This window comes from Paracoccus jiaweipingae, assembly GCF_044335505.1.
In the GTDB taxonomy this organism is placed as follows: domain Bacteria; phylum Pseudomonadota; class Alphaproteobacteria; order Rhodobacterales; family Rhodobacteraceae; genus Paracoccus.
In genome coordinates, this window is the sequence record NZ_JBISBS010000003.1 from 250,462 (window position 1) to 272,513 (window position 22,052).

28 protein-coding genes and 1 tRNA gene are annotated in these 22,052 nt (G+C 65.3%); 20 read left to right on the top strand and 9 right to left on the bottom strand.

The annotated features are described in order from the left end of the window. Nucleotides 1-28: 28 nt before the first annotated feature. Both tsf and rpsB read right to left on the bottom strand, forming a co-directional pair. Entirely contained in the window at nt 29-919 is an 891-nt protein-coding gene (gene tsf, locus ACFXP9_RS07410; protein WP_397206966.1) for a translation elongation factor Ts, read from the bottom strand. Nucleotides 920-1,013: 94 nt separating this feature from the next. Next, nucleotides 1,014-1,781, bottom strand: a complete 768-nt coding sequence (rpsB, locus tag ACFXP9_RS07415) for a 30S ribosomal protein S2 (RefSeq protein ID WP_397206964.1) — start codon at nt 1,779-1,781, stop codon at nt 1,014-1,016. Nucleotides 1,782-2,072: 291 nt separating this feature from the next. Between rpsB and ACFXP9_RS07420 the strand changes: the two genes are divergently transcribed. The 7 genes from ACFXP9_RS07420 to ACFXP9_RS07450 are packed head-to-tail and all read left to right on the top strand — an operon-like array spanning nt 2,073 to nt 7,031. Next, nucleotides 2,073-2,375 carry an STAS domain-containing protein gene (locus ACFXP9_RS07420; RefSeq protein ID WP_397206962.1) on the top strand — a complete coding sequence of 101 codons (303 nt, stop codon included), beginning with the start codon at nt 2,073-2,075 and terminating at the stop codon, nt 2,373-2,375. Then, complete coding sequence (locus tag ACFXP9_RS07425; protein WP_397206960.1) at nt 2,372-2,737, top strand: response regulator; 366 nt, start codon at nt 2,372-2,374, stop codon at nt 2,735-2,737. Before ACFXP9_RS07420 ends, ACFXP9_RS07425 begins: the two co-directional genes overlap by 4 nt. 14 nt (nt 2,738-2,751) lie before the next feature. Next, nucleotides 2,752-4,986 (top strand): chemotaxis protein CheA, encoded by a 2,235-nt coding sequence (locus ACFXP9_RS07430; RefSeq protein WP_397206958.1) that lies wholly within the window; start codon nt 2,752-2,754, stop codon nt 4,984-4,986. Then, complete coding sequence (locus ACFXP9_RS07435; protein WP_397206956.1) at nt 4,983-5,444, top strand: chemotaxis protein CheW; 462 nt, start codon at nt 4,983-4,985, stop codon at nt 5,442-5,444. The genes ACFXP9_RS07430 and ACFXP9_RS07435 overlap by 4 nt, the downstream gene beginning before the upstream one ends. Next, nucleotides 5,441-6,259, top strand: a complete 819-nt coding sequence (locus ACFXP9_RS07440; RefSeq protein ID WP_397206954.1) for a CheR family methyltransferase — start codon at nt 5,441-5,443, stop codon at nt 6,257-6,259. The genes ACFXP9_RS07435 and ACFXP9_RS07440 overlap by 4 nt, the downstream gene beginning before the upstream one ends. Before the next feature lie 11 nt (nt 6,260-6,270). Next, nucleotides 6,271-6,657, top strand: coding sequence for a response regulator (locus ACFXP9_RS07445; RefSeq protein ID WP_397206952.1), 387 nt, complete (start codon nt 6,271-6,273; stop codon nt 6,655-6,657). Next, entirely contained in the window at nt 6,657-7,031 is a 375-nt protein-coding gene (locus ACFXP9_RS07450; protein ID WP_397206950.1) for a hypothetical protein, read from the top strand. Before ACFXP9_RS07445 ends, ACFXP9_RS07450 begins: the two co-directional genes overlap by 1 nt. A 399-nt stretch (nt 7,032-7,430) precedes the next feature. Here the strand turns inward: ACFXP9_RS07450 and ACFXP9_RS07455 are convergent, their stop codons facing one another. Next, nucleotides 7,431-8,006 carry a DUF4202 domain-containing protein gene (locus ACFXP9_RS07455; protein ID WP_397207431.1) on the bottom strand — a complete coding sequence of 192 codons (576 nt, stop codon included), beginning with the start codon at nt 8,004-8,006 and terminating at the stop codon, nt 7,431-7,433. After that, a complete protein-coding gene (locus ACFXP9_RS07460; RefSeq protein ID WP_397210126.1) occupies nt 8,003-8,704 on the bottom strand; it encodes a Crp/Fnr family transcriptional regulator in 702 nt (233 codons plus the stop codon). The genes ACFXP9_RS07455 and ACFXP9_RS07460 overlap by 4 nt, the downstream gene beginning before the upstream one ends. Nucleotides 8,705-8,830: 126 nt before the next feature. On the opposite strand from ACFXP9_RS07460, the gene ACFXP9_RS07465 reads away from it, so the two are divergent. The 11 genes from ACFXP9_RS07465 (at nt 8,831) to ACFXP9_RS07515 (ending at nt 16,302) form a co-directional block, all read left to right on the top strand. After that, on the top strand, nt 8,831-9,499 hold the full coding sequence (locus tag ACFXP9_RS07465; RefSeq protein ID WP_397206946.1) for an NnrU family protein: 669 nt from the start codon (nt 8,831-8,833) through the stop codon (nt 9,497-9,499). A 134-nt stretch (nt 9,500-9,633) separates the two neighbouring features. Beyond that, entirely contained in the window at nt 9,634-11,043 is a 1,410-nt protein-coding gene (gene atpD / locus ACFXP9_RS07470) for a F0F1 ATP synthase subunit beta (protein WP_397206944.1), read from the top strand. After that, the gene (locus ACFXP9_RS07475; protein ID WP_397206942.1) at nt 11,040-11,480 is read left to right on the top strand and encodes a F0F1 ATP synthase subunit epsilon; all 441 of its coding nucleotides are present in this window, start codon (nt 11,040-11,042) and stop codon (nt 11,478-11,480) included. Before atpD ends, ACFXP9_RS07475 begins: the two co-directional genes overlap by 4 nt. After that, a complete protein-coding gene (locus tag ACFXP9_RS07480; protein WP_397206940.1) occupies nt 11,477-11,746 on the top strand; it encodes an AtpZ/AtpI family protein in 270 nt (89 codons plus the stop codon). The genes ACFXP9_RS07475 and ACFXP9_RS07480 overlap by 4 nt, the downstream gene beginning before the upstream one ends. After that, the gene (locus tag ACFXP9_RS07485; RefSeq protein WP_397206938.1) at nt 11,728-12,066 is read left to right on the top strand and encodes an N-ATPase subunit AtpR; all 339 of its coding nucleotides are present in this window, start codon (nt 11,728-11,730) and stop codon (nt 12,064-12,066) included. Before ACFXP9_RS07480 ends, ACFXP9_RS07485 begins: the two co-directional genes overlap by 19 nt. Then, entirely contained in the window at nt 12,063-12,809 is a 747-nt protein-coding gene (locus ACFXP9_RS07490; protein WP_397206937.1) for a F0F1 ATP synthase subunit A, read from the top strand. Before ACFXP9_RS07485 ends, ACFXP9_RS07490 begins: the two co-directional genes overlap by 4 nt. Beyond that, nucleotides 12,806-13,054: a F0F1 ATP synthase subunit C gene (locus ACFXP9_RS07495; RefSeq protein ID WP_397206935.1), complete on the top strand. Its 249-nt coding sequence runs from the start codon at nt 12,806-12,808 to the stop codon at nt 13,052-13,054. The genes ACFXP9_RS07490 and ACFXP9_RS07495 overlap by 4 nt, the downstream gene beginning before the upstream one ends. Beyond that, complete coding sequence (locus ACFXP9_RS07500) at nt 13,051-13,776, top strand: F0F1 ATP synthase subunit B family protein (protein WP_397206933.1); 726 nt, start codon at nt 13,051-13,053, stop codon at nt 13,774-13,776. Before ACFXP9_RS07495 ends, ACFXP9_RS07500 begins: the two co-directional genes overlap by 4 nt. Beyond that, complete coding sequence (locus ACFXP9_RS07505; protein ID WP_397206931.1) at nt 13,760-15,310, top strand: F0F1 ATP synthase subunit alpha; 1,551 nt, start codon at nt 13,760-13,762, stop codon at nt 15,308-15,310. Before ACFXP9_RS07500 ends, ACFXP9_RS07505 begins: the two co-directional genes overlap by 17 nt. Beyond that, nucleotides 15,307-16,116 (top strand): F0F1 ATP synthase subunit gamma, encoded by an 810-nt coding sequence (locus ACFXP9_RS07510; protein WP_397206929.1) that lies wholly within the window; start codon nt 15,307-15,309, stop codon nt 16,114-16,116. Before ACFXP9_RS07505 ends, ACFXP9_RS07510 begins: the two co-directional genes overlap by 4 nt. Before the next feature lie 112 nt (nt 16,117-16,228). Next, a tRNA-Gly gene (locus ACFXP9_RS07515) sits at nt 16,229-16,302 on the top strand. 312 nt (nt 16,303-16,614) lie between these two features. Here the strand turns inward: ACFXP9_RS07515 and ACFXP9_RS07520 are convergent. Further along, a complete protein-coding gene (locus ACFXP9_RS07520; RefSeq protein WP_397206927.1) occupies nt 16,615-17,394 on the bottom strand; it encodes a peptidoglycan-binding domain-containing protein in 780 nt (259 codons plus the stop codon). 263 nt (nt 17,395-17,657) lie between these two features. On the opposite strand from ACFXP9_RS07520, the gene ACFXP9_RS07525 reads away from it, so the two are divergent. Both ACFXP9_RS07525 and ACFXP9_RS07530 read left to right on the top strand, forming a co-directional pair. After that, a complete protein-coding gene (locus ACFXP9_RS07525; protein ID WP_397206925.1) occupies nt 17,658-18,407 on the top strand; it encodes a sulfite exporter TauE/SafE family protein in 750 nt (249 codons plus the stop codon). Between the two features lie 11 nt (nt 18,408-18,418). After that, nucleotides 18,419-18,769: a RidA family protein gene (locus ACFXP9_RS07530; protein WP_397206923.1), complete on the top strand. Its 351-nt coding sequence runs from the start codon at nt 18,419-18,421 to the stop codon at nt 18,767-18,769. On the opposite strand, the gene lpxB is transcribed toward ACFXP9_RS07530, so the two are convergent. Genes lpxB through fabZ form a run of 4 tightly spaced genes read right to left on the bottom strand, consistent with a single transcriptional unit; the run spans nt 18,760 to nt 21,980 of the window. Next, nucleotides 18,760-19,920 (bottom strand): lipid-A-disaccharide synthase, encoded by a 1,161-nt coding sequence (gene lpxB, locus ACFXP9_RS07535; protein ID WP_397206921.1) that lies wholly within the window; start codon nt 19,918-19,920, stop codon nt 18,760-18,762. The two genes, ACFXP9_RS07530 and lpxB, sit on opposite strands and share 10 nt — an antisense overlap. Continuing rightward, on the bottom strand, nt 19,920-20,720 hold the full coding sequence (locus tag ACFXP9_RS07540; RefSeq protein WP_397206919.1) for an LpxI family protein: 801 nt from the start codon (nt 20,718-20,720) through the stop codon (nt 19,920-19,922). The genes lpxB and ACFXP9_RS07540 overlap by 1 nt, the downstream gene beginning before the upstream one ends. Next, nucleotides 20,717-21,508 (bottom strand): acyl-ACP--UDP-N-acetylglucosamine O-acyltransferase, encoded by a 792-nt coding sequence (lpxA, locus tag ACFXP9_RS07545; protein ID WP_397206917.1) that lies wholly within the window; start codon nt 21,506-21,508, stop codon nt 20,717-20,719. Before lpxA ends, ACFXP9_RS07540 begins: the two co-directional genes overlap by 4 nt. Further along, entirely contained in the window at nt 21,501-21,980 is a 480-nt protein-coding gene (gene fabZ / locus ACFXP9_RS07550) for a 3-hydroxyacyl-ACP dehydratase FabZ (protein WP_397206915.1), read from the bottom strand. Before fabZ ends, lpxA begins: the two co-directional genes overlap by 8 nt. Nucleotides 21,981-22,052 lie beyond the last annotated feature (72 nt).

Sequence of the window (22,052 nt, forward strand, 5' to 3'; positions counted from 1 at the left end):
CATCGGCAGATGTCATGAAATGCGGGGATCAGTTGCCGCCAAGGGTCTTGGCAACCTCGGCCGCGAAATCCTCTTCTTTCTTTTCGACGCCTTCACCGACCTCGACACGGGCATAGCCGGTCACTTCGATACCAGCCTCTTTCGCGGCCTGGGCAACGGTGATGTCGGGATTGATGACGAATTTCTGACCCAGCAGGGTCACTTCTTCAAAGAACTTCGCCATGCGGCCCTGGATCATCTTTTCGATCACCGCTTCGGGCTTGCCCGATTCGCGGGCCTGCTCGGTCAGGACGGCTTTCTCACGCTCGACCAGCGCCGGGTCCAGATCGGCCTCGGCCAGCGAGGCCGGGTTGGTCGCCGCGATATGCATCGCGATCTGTTTGCCGACCTCTTGCGCCTTTTGCGCATCGCCTTTCAGCGCCACCAGAACGCCGATCTTGCCCATGCCTTCGGTCGCGGCATTGTGGACATAGCTGACGATAGTGTCCCCTTCCAGAACATGCATCCGGCGCAGAGTCATGTTTTCGCCGATACGGGCGATGGCGTCGGTCAGCACGTCCTCGACCGGGGTGCCGTTCAGATGGGTGGCTTTCAGAACCTCGACCGATTCGCCGGTTTCCAGCGCAACTTCGGCGATCTCGCGGACCAGTTTCTGGAAGTCGGCATTCTTGGCAACAAAGTCGGTTTCCGAGTTCAGCTCGATCGCGACGCCACGGCCATCGCGGACAGCCACGCCCACCAGACCTTCGGCGGCGACACGGTCCGATTTCTTGGCCGCCTTGGCCAGACCCTTGGTGCGCAGCCAGTCGATCGCGGCTTCCATGTCACCATCGGTTTCGGTCAGGGCCTTCTTGGCATCCATCATGCCCGCGCCGGTCTTTTCGCGCAGATCCTTCACCATGCTTGCGGTAATAGCCATGGGATTGTCCTTCTGTCCTATACGGGGTCAGGCGGGGCTTATCCCCGCCTGATGACATTTCGGTAAAACCGGCCAGACCGGCCGGTTCGCCGGATCAGGCTTCGGCGGCGGCCTCTTCCAGCTCTTCCTGCGGGGCCTCTTCCAGCGCACCCAGGTCGACACCGGCGGCACCCATCTGGGCCGACATCCCGTCCAGCGCCGCGCGGGCCGCCAGATCGCAATACAGCGCGATGGCACGGGCCGCATCGTCATTGCCCGGAATGATGTAATCCACACCCTCGGGCGAGCAGTTGGTATCGACCACGGCCACGACCGGGATGCCCAGTTTGCGCGCCTCGGCGATGGCCAGATCTTCCTTGTTGACGTCGATCACGAACAGCAGGTCCGGAAGGCCGCCCATTTCGCGGATACCGCCCAGGCTGGCTTGCAGCTTGGCCTGCTCGCGTTCCATGCCCAAACGCTCTTTCTTGGTCAGGCCCTCGGCGCCGGTGGCCATTTGCTCGTCCAGGGCTTTCAGGCGGCTGATCGACTGGGAAACGGTTTTCCAGTTGGTCAGCGTGCCACCCAGCCAGCGGTGATTCATATAGAACTGCGCCGATTTTTCAGCCGCGTCCGAGATCGCCTTTTGCGCTTGACGCTTGGTGCCGACGAACAGCACACGACCGCCCTTGGCCACCGTGTCGCGCACGACCTGCAGCGCCTGTTCCAGCATCGGAACGGTCTGGGTCAGGTCGACGATGTGAATGCCGTTGCGGTCGCCATAGATATACTGACCCATGCGCGGGTTCCAGCGCTGGGTCTGGTGACCATAGTGAACGCCAGCTTCCAGCAGCTGACGCATGGTGAAATCGGGAAGCGCCATGTCATGTTCCTTTCCGGTTTGCGCCTTGGCGGGCCTTTCAGGGGTAATCCCCCAACCGGTGGACCGTTTCGGGATGTCTCCCCGATCGGCCCGAACCCGCCTGTGAAGTGCGCGTCCCTTAACAGCCCCCGCCCCTGCCCGCAAGACCGTCTGGCGGCCAAATCATTCGCATTTTCAGCATCTATTTCCCCGATCAGGGCGAAATTGGGCAAAAAACGCACGGCTATAAACCGAATCTTAAGAAAGCTGGGCCATACCGGGAACAAGATTTGTGAACAAGGACAAGTGACGATGTGTTCCCAACAGACGATGCCCGCCGCAGCGGCGATCACCCTGCCCGCCCGCGTTGACCTGACGGCGGTGCGCGACCTTGGCGGCGATTTTCTGGACCATGACGGGCAAAATCTGCGGGTCGATGCCTCGGCCGTGCAGCATCTGGGCGGGCTGGGGCTGCAATTGCTGATGGCTGCGGCTGGGCAATGGCGTCAGCGACAGCTTGGCTTTCAGGTCAATCCGCGCTCGGACAATTTCGACCGCGCGCTGGCGGATTTCGGCGTCAGCCTCGACATGCTTGAAAACCGGGGGCCTGCATGAGCCATCATATCCTTGCCGTGGATGACAGCCGCACGATTCGTGACATGCTGCGCCTGACGCTGACCGGTGCGGGCATGACCGTGACCACCGCCGATGACGGTCAGGACGGTCTTGAAAAGCTTGAGGGGCTGACACCGGACGCGATCATATCCGACATCAATATGCCGCGTCTGGACGGGTTCGGCTTCATCGAAGCGGTGCGCCGCATCGACCATTTGCGGGCAACCCCGATCTTGGTGCTGACCACTGAAAGTGCCGCTGAACTGCGCGCCCGCGCCCGCGCCGCCGGCGCGACGGGCTGGGTGGTCAAGCCCTTCGACCCGCAAAAGCTGGTCGAGACGCTGAATCTGGTGATTACCTGAAAGGGGGATGTACGATGACTGATCCCATGGCCGAAATCAAGGTTTCGTTCTTTATCGAGTGTGACGAACTGCTCGAGGGGCTGCAAGACGGGCTGACCGTATTGCAGGACAGCCCGGAAGATGACGATACCATCAATGCGGTCTTTCGTGCCGTGCACTCTATCAAGGGCGGTGCCGGGGCATTTGGCCTCGACGCGCTGGTCGGGTTCGCCCACCGGTTTGAAACCGCGCTGGATGCGCTGCGCTCGGGCAAGGCCGAGGTGACGCCGGACCTGGTCGCCCTTCTGTTTCGCGGGGCGGATCTGTTGCAGGACCATGTCATCGCAGCCCGCGACGACAGCGCCTCGCCCGAAGGGGCCGAATCCCTGCTCCAGGATCTGGAGGCGCAACTGGGTATCTGTGCTGAAACCGAAGAACCCGAGGAAATCAGCTTTCAGCCAAGCGGGCTGTCTCTGGACCTCGACTTTGGCGGGATGGATGACGACCCCGCACCGCTTGCAGAGGGTCCCGGCGGCTGGATGATCCGTTTCCGCCCGCTTCCCGGTTTCTACGAAAGCGGCAACGAGGCGCAGAATCAATTGCGCGCCCTGTGCAAACTTGGGCCGGCCCTTGTCACCTGCCATCCGCCACAGCTGTCTCTCGACCCTGATCAGTGCGAGGTGCCTCGGCTGGAATGGCAGATCCGACTTGGCGGGCAGGTCTCAAGTGAACAGATCGAAGCGATCTTCGATTTTGTGATTGATGTCTGCGAACTCGATATCAGCCCTGCGGACCCGCCAGATGGGCCGGATGGACTGCGTGAACCCCAGGAAATCTCAGCCGGACAGGATCTGACGATCGAAAAGCCCCCCGCGCCAGACGAAGACGCATCCGCGCAGATATGTGAACAGCCGGTTCAAATGTGCGAAACGGATCAGGCTGAAGCGGATGTGGATGGGCCCGCGCCAGATCATCCGACCACGGCCACTCCGCCGCGTCCCGTTGCGGACGCCGCAAAGGCACCTGCAAAGCCTGCCGGCGACGCATCCGCTGCGCGCCCGGCCTCAGCCACGGTTCGCGTTGATCTCGAACGCATCGACCGTTTGGTCAACCTTGTCGGAGAGCTGGTTATCAATCAGGCCATGCTGGCGCAAAGCGTGACCGATGCCGGCATGGATGCAACCCCGGCGGTGGTACATGGGCTGGACGAATTCATGAACCTGACCCGCGATATTCAGGACAGCGTCATGATGATCCGTGCCCAGCCTGTCAAATCGCTGTTCCAGCGTATGTCCCGCATCGTGCGCGAGGCATCGGCTGCGGTGGGTAAAGATGTTCGTCTGGTCACGAAAGGCGAAAACACCGAAATTGACAAGACCGTTATTGAGCGTCTTCTCGATCCGCTGACCCACATGATCCGCAACGCCGTCGATCATGGTCTGGAAAGCCCGACTGACCGGCAAAAGACCGAAAAGAACCCAACCGGGACCATCACCCTGTCGGCATCCCATCGCGCGGGGCGGGTTTTGATCGAAATCCGCGACGATGGTCAGGGTATCAACCGCGAACGCGTTTTCAACATTGCCGTTCAACGTGGGTTGATCGACCCCGACGCCCAATTGACCGAGTCCGAGATCGACGGCCTGCTTTTCCTGCCAGGTTTTTCGACCGCGTCCGAGGTCTCGGCCCTGTCCGGTCGCGGCGTAGGCATGGATGTTGTCAAAAGTGCGATCACATCAATCGGCGGCAAGATTTCGATCAGCAGCGAACGCGGAAAAGGAACATCTTTCCTTATTTCCCTGCCGCTTACACTGGCGGTTCTGGACGGCATGGTCATCAAGGCCGCCGACCAGACGCTGGTGCTGCCCATCTCGTCCATCGTCGAGACATCGACCCTCGCGGATCACAAGCAAGAACGTGTCGGCCCCTCAACAACCGTTATTCGTCTCCGTGGGGAAATTCTGCCATTGATCGACCTTGCAGACAGTCTGGGTTTCATCCGTCACAACCGGCAAAGCGCGCCTGGCATTGTTTTGCTGACCAGTTCGGATGACGGAAACCGACGCGCGTTTATCGTCGATTCGATCCTCGATCAGCGACAGGTCGTCATCAAGGGCCTCGGCGACCACTTCACCCATATTCCCGGGGTCTCGGGTGCGACCATCCTTGGCGATGGACAGATAGCCCTGATCCTCGACCCCTCGGACCTGACGCCCGCCAACAGCGCGCGCCGACCTAAAAATCACATGCTTGCGGGAGAATGCGCATGAACATGATCACTGATACGGATTCGGCGGAAACCGAACTGCTGTCTTTTCGCCTTGGCGACCAGGAATATTGCATCGACATCATGAGCGTACGCGAAATCCGCGGTTGGTCACCGGCCACGCCCGTTCCCTACGCCCCCCCTCATCTGTGCGGGGTCATCAACCTGCGTGGCACAGTCATGCCGGTCATCGACCTGTCGCTGCGCTTGGGCATGTCACCTGTCGAGGCAAACGAAACCTCGGTCATTGTCATTGTCAGCGTCCGCAATCATGCCGTCGGGCTGATCGTGGATGCCGTTTCAGACATCATCTCAGTCCCGACAGCAGGGCTCAGCATGCCGGCAGAAATGACCGCTGAAATTCATTCCGACTATCTCAGTGCATTGACCTTGGTCGATGACCGGATGGTTCGGGTTCTTAATCTGGAAACCGTGGTTCCCAAAGCAGCGGAGCGCGCATGAACACCCATCCTGTACCCAGTATTGACCCTTCGGCGGACCGGCTGCGTCAATTGATCGAACGTGAATCCGGTATCCGGCTGATGCCAGACAAGACCGCGCTTTTGCGTGCCAGGCTGGGAAAGCGGCTGCGCAGTCTGGGACTGACGACGCTGGCAGAATATGCGGATTATGTCAGCGACCCGCGCAATCGGGATGAAATCGGTGCCTTACTGTCGGCGATCACTACAAATCACACCGCCTTCTTTCGGGAATCGCACCATTTCACGACCTTGCGTGAGGATGCTTTGAAACATGCCGAAGCCAGCGCGGCCCCCTATCGGGTATGGTCCGCCGGGTGCTCGACTGGGCAGGAACCTTACAGTGCCGCAATGGCATTGAATGCCGCCAGCGGTCCGAACCGCCTGTCTTTCCGGATTTTCGCCTCGGATATCGACAAGGCAGCTTTGGCTGTCGCGAAGGCAGGGACTTATGAAGCCAAAGACATGACTGGCGTACCGCCAGACATGCGCCAACGGCATTTCAAAGCAGATGGCGATCAGTTCAGGATTGATGACAAAATCCGCGCTTTTGTCGAATTCGAACAGTCGAATTTGCATGCCGCCTGGACAGCACGCCCTGCCTTTGATGCCATCTTCTGTCGTAACGTGGTGATTTATTTCGACAGACAGGCACAAACCCGCCTGTGGCAGAGAATCTGTGACCGGCTCAAGCCCGGGGGGCTGTTGTTTATCGGCCATTCAGAAACCATCCCGCCAGAACTGCGCAGCAGGCTGGAACCGCTGGAAACCACGACATTTCGCCGTATCGCGAGCTGAAAGGATAAAAAATGGGAATCAAGGACAAGCTGAAGGTCATGGTGGTTGACGATATGTCGACCAGCCGTGGGCTGCTGGTTCAATCGCTTGAAAACATGGGTATTTCCCAAGTCAGATCAGCGGGTCACGCATCAGAAGCCTTGGGGGAACTGGGGCAGCGACCGGCGCATCTGGTCATCTCGGACCTCAACATGCCAGACATTGATGGGCTGCAATTTCTGGAACGCATCCGCACAGACCCAAAACTGAAAGGCATGGGATTCATCCTGATCACCGGACGGGCTGATGCCGACATCGTCACGCGCGGGAAAAGGCTGGGAATGAACAATTTCATCAAGAAGCCGTTTACCCCTGCCGACCTGAAGGCCTGTATCGAAGCTGTGACGGGGCGCCTGTGATGTCCTCGACCGGGGATATCGCGGCGGTGTCGGGTGCCATGCGTGCCATGGCCGATGAGATGCGGGTCATGGCACAAATGGTCAACAGCCTTCAGCATATCTGGCTGGAGGGAATGGAAGATGGGCACAAGGTCTCGATCAAGGAAAAGATCATTGCAGGACAGTCCCTTGATTACCTATCCCAGAATCTTGAACAGCTTTCCCGGATCACCGCTCAGGTGCCTTCAGATTGCACAAGCAGTGAGGGTCTGGTTGCCGCGCTGGGGGCCGGCCTGAATGAGATCACGCTGATTAGCGCAGCCAAGCGTCTTGGCTGGGGGACAGCAGCCGACATGCCGCATCCGCATCAAATGGGCGATCCGGAGTTGTTCTGATGATGTGAATTCGGTCGCCATTTGTGCCACTATTCCTTATGTCCTCTGCGCAATGTGATTTTATTGGTCATCCGTTTGCCGGCTTATGAGGGAAATGTGGATATCGGTTGTCTCCAGCATTGCGGGGACGTTCTTACAAACCCAGAAATGCAGCGGGGGATAGGCTTCAATCAGCGCAGCAAAGAATGTCAGAGGAGGCAAAGCAACGCGCCCAGAAGGTGGCCTGCCTGCGCGCAAGCTGACCTTAGGCAGATCTCGGAAACAACACACCGCGCGATGGCTGATTTCAGCGGATCAAAATGGGTTTCAGCGCTTTGCCATCGCCTTTTCCATCGTCTTGGCGGTCGAAGCGCGCCTTGGCGGGACTCCCATTGGGTCAAAGGGCCGCGTGACGGTGCTTCAGTCCCCGGTCACCGCATCACGAAAGCAAGCGGCCAGTTCGGGGGGCAGCGAAAACTGCGTCAGCGCAATCTGGCGTGCCGGTGCCGACATTTTGCGCGCGGTCTTGGCAACGATCCGATGCAGCTTATCGGGGCTTTGGCTGGGGGCAAAACCGGACATATAGTGGCGCATGAAGGTAAAGCAGGCAACATCCTCAAGCGCCTGAACCAAGGGGTCGCTTTTGATCCCTTCTTTGCGCAACATGCGGCCGGCATGTTCGACGGTTTCGGCATCATAACCGGCGTCGCGCATCAGCCCCATGACCCGTTGCGCGTGGCGCTGCGCCTGCGCGCGCCGCCAGTGCAGATACCCGGCGCGGCCTTTGGGGAAATCGTGGCGCGGCAGGGTCCAGCGTTCGATATGCTGGCCACGGCAGGCAATTGCCAGCGCATCGGGGGCATCGGGGTGAAGGGCCTGTTGCTCGGCCGTCATGCGCTGGCCGTAAAGCAGCTCGACCGCGACGCCGTCATGGTGTCGCGGGTCTTGGGAATTGGCGGCATCAATGGCCGCAAATACGGCTTGCCGGCGCGTCATTTCGCCCATGCTTTCCCCCTGTCTTCGGCCACCAGTTCGCGCAGCAGGCCGATATCCTCGATCACCGCGGTGGTGGTTTCGATGCTGACACCGTGATCGCGCAGTCGGGCAAAGGCCCGCGACAGGCTTTCCGGTTTCATCCCCAGATGGCCGGCAATCAGCGTCTTGTTATAGGGCAGATGCACCACACAGCGGCCGGTGCTGTCGATCGGCGCCAGATCGGTCAGGAATTCAGCCACGCGCTGGACCCCGGATCGCGCCTTCAACTGTTCGACCTGACCGACAAGCTGTTGCAAATGCACGAAACTGGCGCTGATAATGCCGATGGCCAGTTGCGGGTCGTCGGTGATGGCCTGACGCAGGCGGCTGCCCTTGATCCGCAGCAGCCTTCCATCGGTGATCGCCTCGGCCGAGACCGGATAGGGCAGGTCGCGCAGGGCCACGGCCTCGCCGAAACTGCGGCCCCGCGCCATGATGCTGACCACGGCTTCGGCGCCGCTGGGGGGCATGCGATACAGCTTCACCCAGCCGTCGATGATGATATAAAGTGCGCGCGCCGGTTCGCCCTGAATGAACAGGGTCTCGCCGGCGCTGACCTCGCGGATCGAGGCGCCATCAAGAATACGTTCGCAAAGCGCATCTGACAGCGTGCAGAACAGGCTGCTTTTCTTGACGGCAGAGATCAGATCAGGGGTCATACAGGTGGTCTTTCCAAGGCTTATGGTTCAATCTGTCACATATCGCCGCTGATGGAAAGACGCGATGACAGGGGTGTGGCCTGACGGCGCTGATTGGGCTAACAGGCAGGAAAACATGGGGATTGCATGGGCTGGACCGAATTCATCGCCGCGTTTGCCACTTTCCTTCTGGCGCATATGATCCCGTCGCGCCGCACCTTGCGCGCGCGGCTGGTCGCGCGCCTGGGCGAAACCGGGTTCATGCTGGCCTATTCGCTGTTATCTGCGCTGCTGCTGGCCTGGGTGATCGTCGCGGCGGGGCGGGCGCCATATGTGCCGCTGTGGGACTGGGCGACATGGCAGTTGCGGGTCCCGCAGATCGGGGTGCTGATCGCCTGTCTGCTGGTGGCCTTGGCACTGGGGCAGCCCAACCCGTTTTCACTGGGCGGGGCACGGAATGCGGATTTCGATCCCTCCCGCCCCGGTGTTTTGCGGCTGACCCGGCACCCGCTGATGCTGGCGCTGGCGATCTGGGGCGCGGCGCATATCGTGCCCAATGGCGATCTGGCCCATGTCATCATGTTCGGCAGCTTTACCGCCTTTGCGCTGGCCGGGATGGTCCTGCTGGACCGGCGCAACAAGCGGCGGCTGGGTCCACAATGGGAGGCGCTGCGCACCGCCCTTGCGACAACGCCGCGCCGGCCGCACCTGCCCGGCAGGCGGCGTGCCGACCTGATGCGGGTGCTGGCCGGGCTGGCGGTCTGGGCCGTGCTGTTGCTGTTGCACCGCCCGGTTCTGGGGGTCAGCCCGTATTAAGCCAGCCGCGCCGCGCCCCCCCCCCCTGCCCGCAATGTCACGAAACCGTTTCCCGATTGGCATGGCCTTCCGCGACCGGGTCTGTATGATCCGGGTCGCGCGCACAGACAGCAGCTGAATGTCGGAGGAACGCCTTGCCAGTCCCCAGCGCCAGGATCATCGCGGTTCGCGGACCGGTGGTCGATTTCCGGGCCGGGGGCGTGCTGCCTGACATTCACGACGCCGTGATTGCCGATCCCGACGGCGTGGCGGTCCTGTGCGAGGTGCAGGCCCATCTGGGACCGGACCGGTTCCGCGCCATCGCCCTGCAACCCACGCAGGGCCTGTCGCGACAAATGGTGGCGCATCTGACCGGCGGCCCGATCACCGTGCCCGTCGGTCCCGCCACGCTTGGCCGGTTGCTGGATGTCAGCGGCCGCCCCGGCGATGGCGGCCCCGACCTGCCCCCGGCCACACCGCGCCGGCCCATCCATCACCCGCCGCCGGCGCTTGGCGACCGCCGCGGCGATATCCGCATTTTCAGCACCGGGATCAAGGTGCTGGACCTGCTGGCGCCGCTGGCACAGGGTGGTAAGGCGGCGATGTTTGGCGGCGCCGGCGTTGGCAAGACGGTGCTGGTGACCGAACTGATCCACGCCATGGTGACCGCTTATGACGGGGTGTCGGTCTTTGCCGGTATTGGCGAGCGCTCGCGCGAGGGGCACGAGATGCTGCACGACATGCGCGGCTATGGCGTGCTGGACCGCACGGTGCTGGTCTATGGCCAGATGAACGAATCGCCCGGCGCGCGCTGGCGGGTGCCGCTGACCGCGCTGACCATGGCCGAACATATCCGCGACGCCGAGGGCCGCAATGTGCTGCTGATGATGGATAACGTGTTTCGCTTTGTGCAGGCCGGGGCCGAGGTCTCGGGGCTGCTGGGACGGATGCCGTCGCGGGTGGGCTATCAGCCGACGCTGGAAACCGAAGTTGCGGCGCTTCAGGAACGCATCACCTCTGCCGGGCGGGCCGCCGTTACCGCGATCGAGGCGGTCTATGTCCCCGCCGATGATTTCACCGACCCCGCCGTGGCCGCCCTCAGCAGCCACATGGACAGCGCCGTGGTGCTGTCGCGCGATCTGGCGGCGCAGGGCATTTATCCGGCGGTGGACCCGTTGCGCACCACCTCGTCGCTGCTGGACCCGGCGATTGTCGGCGCCGAACATGCCCGCACCGCCGCCGATCTGCGCGAACTGATCCAGCATTACGACGAATTGCGCGACGTCATCGCCCTGCTGGGCGTCGAGGAACTGGGCCGCGAGGAACAGCTGATGGTTGCCCGCGCCCGCCGCCTGCAACGGTTCATGACCCAGCCGTTCTTTGTCGCCGCCGCCTTCAGCGGGATCGAGGGGCGCAGCGTGCCGGTCGAACAGACCATCGCCGGCTGCCGCGCCATCCTGTCGGGGGAATGCGATGACTGGGACGAGGCCTCGCTTTACATGACTGGCACCCTGGACGAGGCCCGCGCCCGCGAACAGGCCCGCCGCGCGGGGCAAACGGCATGAGCGGCCTGTCACTGACCATCACCACCCCGCTGACCGTCGCATTGCGGGCGGGCGGTCTGGCCGCGCTGCGGGCCGAGGATGCCAGCGGCAGCTTTGGCCTGCTGCAGGGTCACGCCGATTTCCTGACCGTGATTGAGGCCGGCGTGCTGCGCTGGCGGGCGGCTGACGGGCCGTGGCGCTTTGCCGCGCTGCGCGGCGGGGTGATGACCGTCACCGGCGGCCAGCGCGTCGACATTGCCTGCCGCGAGGCCATTCTTGCCGATGATCTGGCCGGGCTGGAGGCCCGCGTCGCCCGCGCCCGCGCCGATCAGGACGACGCCGCCCGGCAGGTGCGCACCCATGACACCCAGTTGCATGCCCGCGCCATTCGCCGGATGATGATGCAATTGTCGCCCTCGGGCGATACGCTGGGGCTGACCACCGGGGCCGAGCCATGACCAAAGACCGCACCCAGGCCGCCGCCCGCCGCGCCGAGCGCCGCGCGCAGGAGGCCCGCGACAACCCCGAACCCTCGCTTGCACGCCGGTTTGGCCAGATCGGGGTTCTGGGCTGGATCATCGTCGGCCCCACGCTGCTGGGGCTGCTGGGGGGGCGCTGGCTGGACCTCCGGCTTGGCAGCGGCATCATGCTGGCCGCGGCCGGGCTGATGCTGGGGGCCGGGCTGGGCCTGTGGCTGGCGATCCGATGGATGGGCCAGCAATGACCGGCGCGGTGCTGATCCCCGGCCTTGCATGGGCCGTTCTGGCGGGGCTGGCGGGGTTTGCCGCCGGCTGGCTGCATTTCGCCAGCCTTGCGCAGGTGACACGGCTTTTCATGCAGGGACGGCTGGCGGCGGTGTGGTTGCAACTGGCGCGGCTGGCGCTGTTGGCGGGGGTGCTGTTTTTATGCGCCCGCGGCGGTGCGCCGATGCTGATCGCCGCCGCGACCGGTCTGGCGCTGGCCCGGCTGCTGGTGCTGCGCCGCGCCGCGCGGCAGGCATCCGCACCTGAAACACCGGCTGCACCGACAGGGGGGCGGCAATGATCGACAGCCCGCTGATGACATCGGCTGCCTTCAGCCTTGGGCCGCTCAGCATCAGCTGGACTGTGGTGACAACCTGGGCGATCATGGCGGCGCTGAGCCTTGCCGCATGGGCCATCACCCGCCGGGTCCGCCTGCGCCCCGGCCCGGTCCAGGCGGTGGCCGAACTGCTGGTCAGCACCCTCGATTCCGAGATCCGTGCCACCGTCCCCGGCGATCCCGCCCGCTTTCGCGCCCTGATCGGCACCTTCCTGATCTTTGTTCTGGTCGCCAACTGGTCCAGCCTGATCCCCGGCGTCCAGCCGCCGACCGCGCATCTGGAAACCGATGCGGCGCTGGCCGCGATCGTGTTCGTTTCGGGCGTGGTCTGGGGCATCCGCGCGCAGGGGCCTGGCGGCTGGCTGGCCAGTTTCGCGCGCCCCAGCTGGGTGATGATCCCACTGAACCTAGTCGAACAGATCACCCGCCATTTCAGCCTGACCGTGCGCCTGTTCGGCAATGTCATGTCCGGCGTATTCGTGATCGGCATTATCGGCATGTTGGCAGGACTGCTGGTGCCGGTGCCGCTGATGGCGCTGGATATGCTGACCGGCGCGGTTCAGGCCTATATCTTTGCCACGCTGGCGCTGGTGTTCATCGGATCGGCCGTCAGCGGCCATGACAGCGACCCAGATCCCGACCCAGATCCCGACCCCGCCCCAGATCCCGTCCCTGACACGCCCCAACAGAAAGGACCAAAGGCATGACCGACCTGATCCAGATTGTCAGCATCTTTTCCGCCGCGCTGACCGTCGGGCTTGGAGCCATCGGCCCGGCGCTGGCCGAAGGCCGCGCGGTGGCCTCGGCCATGGATGCGCTGGCCCGCCAGCCCGAGGCCGCAGGCACCATTTCGCGCACCCTGTTCGTGGGTCTGGCGATGATCGAAACCACCGCGATCTATTGCCTTGTGATCGCCCTTCTGCTGCTGTTTGCCAACCCGTTCGTGGCATGAGCTTCGACTGGACCACCTTTGCGCTGCAACTGATCAACGTCCTGATCCTGCTGGCGATCTTGCGGCATTTCCTGTTCCGCCCGATCGCCGCGATCATCGCGCAGCGGCAGGCACAGACGCAGGCGGCGCTGGATCAGGCCGCGCAGGCCCGCCAGGAGGCCGAGGCCGCCACCGCCGCCGCGCAGGCCGAAGCACAGGCCAATGCCAGCGCCCGCGCCGCCCTGCTGACCCGCGCCCAGGCCGAGGCACAGGCCGCGCGACAAGCCCTGCTGGCCAAAGCCCGGGACGAGGCCACCCGCATCATCGCCGAGGGCCGCGCCCTGCGCCAGCGCGAGGACACCGCCGCACAGGCGCTGGCGCTGGACCGCGCCCGCGATCTGGCCGGTGACATCGCCCGCCGGGTGCTGGCGGCACAGCCGGCAACGCTGTCGGGCTGGCTGGACCGGCTGACCGGGGCGCTGGCGGGTATGGACCCGGCGGCGCGGGCCGCGCTGCTGGATGGCGACGATCTGCGGCTGATCAGCGCCGCGCCGCTGACCGCGCAAGACCGCAGCGCCGCGCTGGCCGCGTTGCACCCATTCGGCGCCACCCCGCGCCCCGACAGCGACCCGGCACTGATCGCGGGGGTGGAACTGCGGTCGGGTAATGCGGTGCTGCGTAATTCGCTGGCCCATGACCTTGACCAGATCGCAAAGGCGATGCGCGATGCCCCCCAGTCCTGACCACCCCGCCGCCGCCGACAGCCCCGCAGGCGCCAACACCACCGCCGACCCCGCGCGCGAGGCCCTGCGCCAGCGCATCGACCACGCCACGCTTGGTCCCGAAGCGGCCGAATGCGGCAGCGTGGTCAGCATTTCGGACGGGCTGGCAACGGTGTCGGGCCTGCCCGGCGCCGGGCTGAACGAGGTGCTGATCTTTGGCGGGACCACCCGTGGCTTTGTCCTGACCCTGGAAGAGGACCGCCTGCACGCCGCCTTTCTGGACCCGGCCAGCCATATCACCGCAGGAACGGGCGTGACGCGCAGCGGTCAGGTGCTGTCGGTGCCGGTCGGGCCGGGCCTGCTGGGGCGGGTGCTGGACCCGCTGGGACGCCCGCTGGACGACGCCCCCCCGCCCGACGCCACCCGCACCCTGCCCGCCGAACGCCCCGCCCCTGCCATTATCGACCGCGATTTCGTCAGCCAGCCGGTCCAGACCGGCATTCTGGTCATCGACGCGCTGTTCGCCATCGGTCGCGGCCAGCGCGAACTGATCATCGGGGAACGCCAGACCGGCAAGACCGCACTGGCCGTCGATACCATCGTCAATCAGGCCGATGGCGACATGATCTGTATCTATGTGGCCATCGGCCAGCGCATTGGCGCCGTGCAGCGGGTGATCGACGCGGTGCGCCGGCACGGGGCGCCCGAACGCACCATCTTTGTCGTGGCCGAGGCAGCTGCCGAACCGGGGCTGCGCTGGCTGGCGCCCTTTGCCGCCACCAGCATGGCGGAATGGTTCCGCGATCAGGGCCAGCATGTGCTGATCGTCTATGACGACCTGACCAAACATGCCGCGACCCATCGCGAACTGGCGCTGCTGTCGCGCCAGCCACCGGGACGCGAGGCCTATCCGGGCGACATCTTCTATCTGCACGCGCGGCTTCTGGAACGCGCGGCGCGGCTGTCGCCGGAACGAGGCGGCGGCTCGCTGACCGCGCTGCCGATTGCCGAGATCGAGGCCGGGAACCTGTCGGCCTATATCCCGACCAACCTGATCTCCATCTCGGACGGGCAGCTGGTGACATCGGCGGGGCTGTTCGCCGCCAATCAGCGCCCGGCGATTGATGTCGGGCTGTCTGTCAGCCGTGTGGGCGGCAAGGCACAGGCCGCCGCGATGAAGGCCGTGGCCGGGCGGCTGCGGCTGGATTACGCGCAATATCTGGAAATGAAGATGTTTTCCCGCTTTGGCGGCTTTGCTGACGAGGGCATGAAGACCCGGATGATCCGCGGCGAACGCATTGCCGCGCTGCTGGCGCAGGACCGGCTGTCGCCATTGTCACCGGCATGTCAGGTGGCGCTGCTGGCCGGGCTGGCGGCGGGGCGGCTGGACGCGCTGAACCCCGCGCATCTGCCGGCGCTGAAGGCGGCGCTGCCGGCGGTTCTGGCGGGCAATCCGGCGCTGGAGGGGCTGCGCCGCGACGGCACGCTGGACGATGCCACCCGCGCCGAGCTGCTGGCGGCGCTGGACAGCGTCATAGCGACCCTGCCGGCATGAGCACCCGCCCCGAACAGATCCAGCGCCGCTTGTCCGGGCTTGACGATATCGGTCAGGTGGTCGGTGCGCTGCGGGCCATGGCCTCGGGGAATGCGGCGGCGGCGCGGGGGGCGATGCAGGCGGTGCGGCATTATCAGGCGACGATCCAGCAGGCGCTGCTGCGGGTGCTGCCCGCGCCGCTGGTCTGTGCGCAGGGGCCGGGTCTGGTGCTGGTCATCGGCGCGGCGCAGGGCTTTTCGGGGGGCTATCCCGCCAGCATCGCCGCCGCCGCGCAAACCGCCGCAGAAACCGGTGCCGGGCTGATGGTTCTGGGCCAGCGCAGCCTGTCGATGCTGCCGCCCGCCACCCGCGCCCGCATTCTTTACAGCGCCGCCCTGCCCGCGCATCTGGCGCAGGTGCCGGCGCTGGCCAGCCGCATCACCGACCAGCTGGACGCGCTTGGCGCCCGCCATCCCGGCCCGGTCATGCTGGTGGCGGGGCGCGACCTGCCCGGTCAGCCGGTCCAGACCCGCCGCCTGTGGCCACCCGAGGCCAGCCCCCCCGCGACCGGCCCGCAGCCGCTGACCAACCTGTGCCCCAACGCCCTGACCGGTGCGCTGCTGACCGAGGCGCTGTTTGCCAGCGTGGCGCTGGCGCTGACGGAAAGTTACCGGGCCGAAAATCAGGCCCGGTTCGAGGCCATGGCCCGCGCCCAGACGCATCTGCGCGACAAGCGCACCGCCGTGCTGCGCGATTTCCAGCAGGCCCGGCAAGAGCAAATGACCACCGAGATGATCGAGCTGAGCCGCAACACCCCCGACACCTGACCCGCCCGCCCTGTCACAGCCATGCCACGGTGCCCCCCGCCCCGGCGCCGCGTCACGCGGGCGCAATTTCCGCTTGCACCCGCCCGCGCCGGACGCTATTGAACGCGCCATCGCGGGTGTAGCTCAATGGTAGAGCAGAAGCTTCCCAAGCTTACGACGAGGGTTCGATTCCCTTCACCCGCTCCAATCCCCATCTGATATTTTACGCATTGACGACAGGCCGGTCAGGCGCGTGGCGCCGTGGGTTTCATCAGGTTTATGATGAGGTTTAAGGTATCCGGGGCACGTTGCGGAACGGGCCTGCCTGAAGCTGATCTATGAACGCCACCTTCGAATCCCGCACGACGGTTCCCGATCCGGCGGTATCCCGAATGGTGCTGCCGTCCAGCCGATGGCCCCGGTCATGCAAGCGGAAGCGCCGCGATGCGATCAGGCCGATCACCCGCCAAGCCAGAAAGACCGGGCGCGGCCTGACCCGACCGCGCCCGTTCAGCCCTGTTACCCGCGCGATTCCGATTTCAGCGTTCGGATCTGATCGGCGGTGATATAGCCGCTGGCGCGCATATTGTGATCGCCCTGCCAGCGGGAGATGGCGCGGCGGGTATTGGCGCCGAACACCCCGTCGGTGCCCTTGGTGTCATAGCCCAGAAGGGTCAGCCGCAACTGGATCTCGCGCCGCTCGGTCGCGTTCAGCGACAGCAGGCGTTCCTCGACCGCGTCGTCGCCGGCGTCAGCGGCGGGGCGGGTTTCGCTGGCGGGTTTGCCCTGCGCCTGCGCCGCAATGCGCGAGACCTGCGGCCCGGTGACATATCCCGTGGCGGCAAAGCCCTGCGCGCGCTGCCAGCGCCCGATCGCGCCGCGCGTCGCACTGCCCCACAGGCCATCCGCGACCCCGGTATCGTAACCGATGCGGGTCAGCTGCTTTTGCAGCGTCACGCGCTGGCTGCGGGTCAGGCCGATGGCGGCCTCGGCCTGCGCGGCGCTGGCGCGACTGCCGGTGGCGGGGGTCTGGGGCTGGGGCTTGGCCCCCAGACGGGTCAGGGCCTGTTGCGCATTGCCGCGATACAGGCCCTTGGGAAAGCGGTTCAGGTAATCGCGATAGGCCTTGATGGTGTTGGCGCGCTGCGCCTCGGCAAAGGCGGCCTTGTCCATTTCCTGGTTCAGCAGGCCCTGCGCCACGCCGCCGATGATCTTGCCAAGGTCGTTATCGGCCTGTGCGGCAGGGGTCAGGGCCAGACTGGCCCCCAGCACGGCGGGAATAAGGAAAAAGCGGGTCATTGTCGTCTCCTGCAAGGGGGTCGTGAGGGGGCGTGGTTGCCGCCCCCCGGTTTGGCCCCCGATCCGGGAAGACAAGTCCCAACCGGGGGCTTTGGTTGCCATGCCCCCGCAGATGGGCGGTTTTTCGCACAGCGCGGCGGCATCCGCCGGGGGTCACGGCCATCGTGATGCCGCCACAAGGCCGCTTGCGCCCGGACGCGCCACATCGCAAGCTGCGCCAACATGTCGCAGCCGCGGCGTGGTCAAACAAGGAAAGGCCGGCCATGTCCGATCTGATCGTGCTGTTCGTGGCCGGGTTTCTGGGCGGGATGCTGAACACCGTTGCGGGGGGTGGCACCTTCATCACCTTTCCGGCGCTGGTCTTTACCGGCCTGCCCGAACTGATGGCCAATGCAAGCTCTACCGTGGCCGGATTGCCGGGCTATCTGGCCGGGGCAGTAGGGTTCCGGCGCGAAATTCTGCGGCTGGACCGGGCACTGCTGTTGCGGCTGACCGGGCTGACCATGCTGGGGGGCGCGGTTGGGTCGGGGCTATTGCTGATCTCCTCGAACGCGGCCTTTACCGTGCTGGTGCCCTTCCTGCTGCTGGCGGCCACCGGGGTGTTCCTGTGGGGCGACAAGCTGCGGGCGCGGGCGTCGCAATGGCGGCGCGGGGTGCAGGCTTTTGGGGCGGGCACGCTGATGCCGATGGCGATCTATGGCGGTTATTTCAATGGCGGGCTGGGGATCGTGCTGCTGGCGCTGTTCGCGCTGTGGGGCCGCACCGACCTGCACGAGATGAACGGCCTGAAAACATGGCTCAGCTTTGCGCTGTCGGTGATCAGCTGCGTGATTTTCAGCATCGGCGGGCTGGTGGCCTGGGGACCGGCGCTGGTGATGATGCTGGGAACGGTCAGCGGCGGCTATCTGGGGGCGCCGCTGGCCCGGCGCATTCCACGACCGGTATTGCGCGGCTTGATCGCGCTGGTCGGATTGGGCATGACGGCGGTATTCTTCCAACGGCTTTTCTTGTGAAAGGAACCCCCATGTCCGACATTACCCGCCTTGATCCCGGCCCCCGGATGAGCCAGGCCGTCATCCATAACGGCCTGATCTGGCTGGCCGGTCAGGTTGCCAAACCCGGCGACAGCGTCACCGAACAGACCCGCGCCGTGCTGGACCAGATCGACGCCCTTCTGGCACAGGCGGGCAGCGACAAGACCCGCATCCTGTCGGCCACGATCTGGATGGCCGATATGGCCGATTTCGCGGAAATGAACGCAGTCTGGGATGCTTGGGTGCCGCAGGGCGCAACCCCGGCCCGCGCCACCGGCGAGGCAAAACTGGCCACCCCGGCTTACAAGGTCGAGATCATCGTGACCGCGGCTCAGGCCTGACCGCGCCGCGCCAGATACCCAAGAACCGAGCGCGCCGCGCGCAAGCCCGGCGCCTCGCCCCCGCGCCCCAGCCGGTTCATCGTCAGCTGTGCCGCCATTGCCTGCGCCTGACGCGCGGCGGGGTCGTCCAGCAGCCGCGACAGCGCCTGTGCCAGCACCGTTGGGGTGCAGTCGGGGCCGATATATTCCGGCACCGCGCGGGTGTCGCTGACCAGATTGACCAGCGTCACGGTGTCGACCTTCAGCATCGCCTGCACGATCACCCGCGTCAGCCATGCCGCGTCATATCCGATCACCATCGGCACATCATTGGCCGCCAGTTCCAGACTGACCGTGCCGCTGGCCGCCAGCGCCAGATCGGCGGCGGCAAAGGCCGCGCGTTTGTCTGCGGCATCCTGCACCAGCACCGGCACCAGCGGCCAGTCCGCCGCCAGCCCGGCCACCGCCTGCGCCAGATGCGGCACCACCGGCACCACCACCCGCAGACCCGGATGGCGGTCGCGCAACAGCCCCGCCGCAGCCCCGAAGCGGGGGCCAAGCCGCGTGACCTCGCCCCGGCGCGAACCGGGCAGCAGCATCAGCAGCGGCGTGTCGGCATCCATGCCATGCGCGGCGCGAAACGCTGCCGCCTGCGCGGCATCGGCGCGCGCCTCGCTGACCACCGGATGGCCAACGAAATCGCAGCTCAGGCCTGCGGCCTGCATCAGCGGCGGCTCGAACGGCAGGATCGCCAGCACATGGTCGATCACCCGCGCCATCCTGGCCGCCCGCCCCGACCGCCATGCCCAGACCGAGGGCGCAACATAATGCACCGTCGGCGCATCCGGCCACTGGTCGCGCACCAGACGGGCAACGCGCAGGCCGAAATCGGGGCTGTCGATGGTGATCAGCACATCGGGCCGCGTTGCCAGCACCGCCTGCGCGCATTGGCGGATGCGGCGTTTCAGGGACCGGTATTTGGGCAAGATTTCGGCCAGACCCATGACCGACAATTCGGCCATTGGAAAGCGGCTGACCAGCCCCTGCTGCTGCATCAGCGGGCCGCCCACACCGTCGAAACCGACCCCGGCGCACAGGCTGCGCAGCCCCTCCATCAGCGCCGCCCCAAGCCTGTCGCCCGAGGCTTCGCCCGCGATCAGAAACACCCGCATTACCCCGGCCCCTGGCCGCGCGCCCACAGGAAAAGACCCGCCTCATGCGCGGCCTGAACGGTTTGCGCGCGGCGCAGCATCACCACCTGACCGGCGGCCCAGGCAATGCCCGACAGGCCGGCCCGCGCCGCCTGTGCCACGGTGTCGGGACCGATCGCGGGCATGTCGATACGCATATCCTGCCCCGGCTTGGGGGCCTTGAACAGCACCCCACCCCTGCTGTTGCCACCCCTGTGGGTGGCGATGAAATCCAGCATCGCGGCGGTTCCGGGCAGGGTCTCGATGGCCAGACACAGCCCGCCGGCCACCACCGCGCCCTGACCGATATCCAGCGGCCCGGTGACCGACAGAATATCTGCGGCGCGGGCGGCGTCGGCCTCGTCACGGGGGGTCGGGCTGCCGGCCAGCACACCCGCACCGGGGATCAGGTCGGCGGCCAGATCGGAAAGACCCAGCACATGCAGGCCCCATTCCTCGAAGATGGCGATCACCTCGCGCAGGGCGGCGTCGTCGCCTGACTGCATGGCCATGGCGATGCGCGGCACCAGCGTGGCGGTTTTGGGGTCAAACGCCTCGGGGTTCAGGGCCGGCCGCGTCACCGCCCCGGCAAAGACCACCCGGCGGATGCCCGCGCCCACCAGCCCGTCCAGAAACGGCACCAGCCGTTCCAGACGGAAATCCTGAACCCCCGGCAGATCGGGGGCGAAACCCGCCAGCGCACAGATCCGCGCCTGCGGATGGCGGGCGGCCAGTTCGGCGGGCAGGTCGCCCTGACCGGCAATGATGGCCAGATCGCTCATGCCGGGTGCGGCCCAAGGAAGGACCGGTCGGACGGCCCAAGGATAAAGTCCAGCACCTCGCGCACCCGCGGGGTCAGGTCGGGCTGGTCAGCGATCTGGCGCGCGCTGTCGCGAAACCGCCCCTGCCCCAGCACCGCCAGCACATCGCGCAGCGCGGCAATATCGGCGCGGCTGGCGCCATGACGCTTCAGCCCGACAAGGTTCAGCCCGTCCAGATGCCCGCGCGGCCCCTGCACAAGCCCGTAAGGGATCACATCCGCCGTCACCATCGTCACCGCGCCGATCATCGCACCGCGCCCGATGCGCACGAACTGATGCACCCCGGACAGACCGCCGACGATCACGTCATCACCCAGCACGCAATGCCCGGCAATGGCCACGTTATTGACCAGAATGACCCGGTCCCCGATCTGACAGTCATGGGCGACATGGCTGCCCGCCATGAACAGCCCGTCATCGCCAACGCGGGTGACACCGCCGCCGCCCTGTGTGCCGGGGTTCATGGTGACATATTCGCGGATGCGGTTGCGGGCGCCGATTTCCAGCCGCGTATCCTCGCCCCGGAACTTGAGGTCCTGGGGAACCTCACCGATGCAGGCAAAGGGAAAGATCGTGGTCTGGGGACCGATGCCGGTATCGCCGGTGATGACGACATGCGATTTCAGCACCGCGCCATCCCCCAGACGCACCTGCGGGCCGACAACGCAGAACGGCCCGATCTGCACGCCCTGCCCGATCTGTGCCCCCGGTTCGATGACCGCCGAGGGGTGGATGACGGTTTCAGCCATCGGTTTTCAGATCCATCATCGCGGTAAATTCGGCCTCGGCGGCCAGTTGGCCATCGACGGTGGCGCGGCCCTCGAATTTCCAGATCTTGCCGCCGCTGCGTTTGGCCGTGACATGCAGTTCCAGCACATCGCCCGGCACCACCATGCGGCGGAACTTGGCCTTGTCGATGCCCATGAAATAGGTCAGCAGCGGCTTGTCGATAATATCCATGCTGATGCCGACCAGCACGGCAGATGCCTGGGCCATGGCCTCGACGATGGTGACGCCGGGCATGATCGGCATTTCCGGGAAATGGCCCTGAAAATGCGGCTCGTTCACGGTGACATTCTTGACGCCGACGGCGCTTTCGAAAGGCACGATGTCGCGCACCTTGTCGATCAGCAAAAACGGATAGCGATGCGGAATGATCCGCTTGATCAGGCTGATGTCGGCTTCGGTATAGGGGGCGGGATTGCGGGTCTGTTCGGCCATGATCCGTCCTTTTTGGCTTTTGATCGGGTTAGCAACGCCCGGCCCGGATGGCAAGCGCGGCCCGACGCAGCG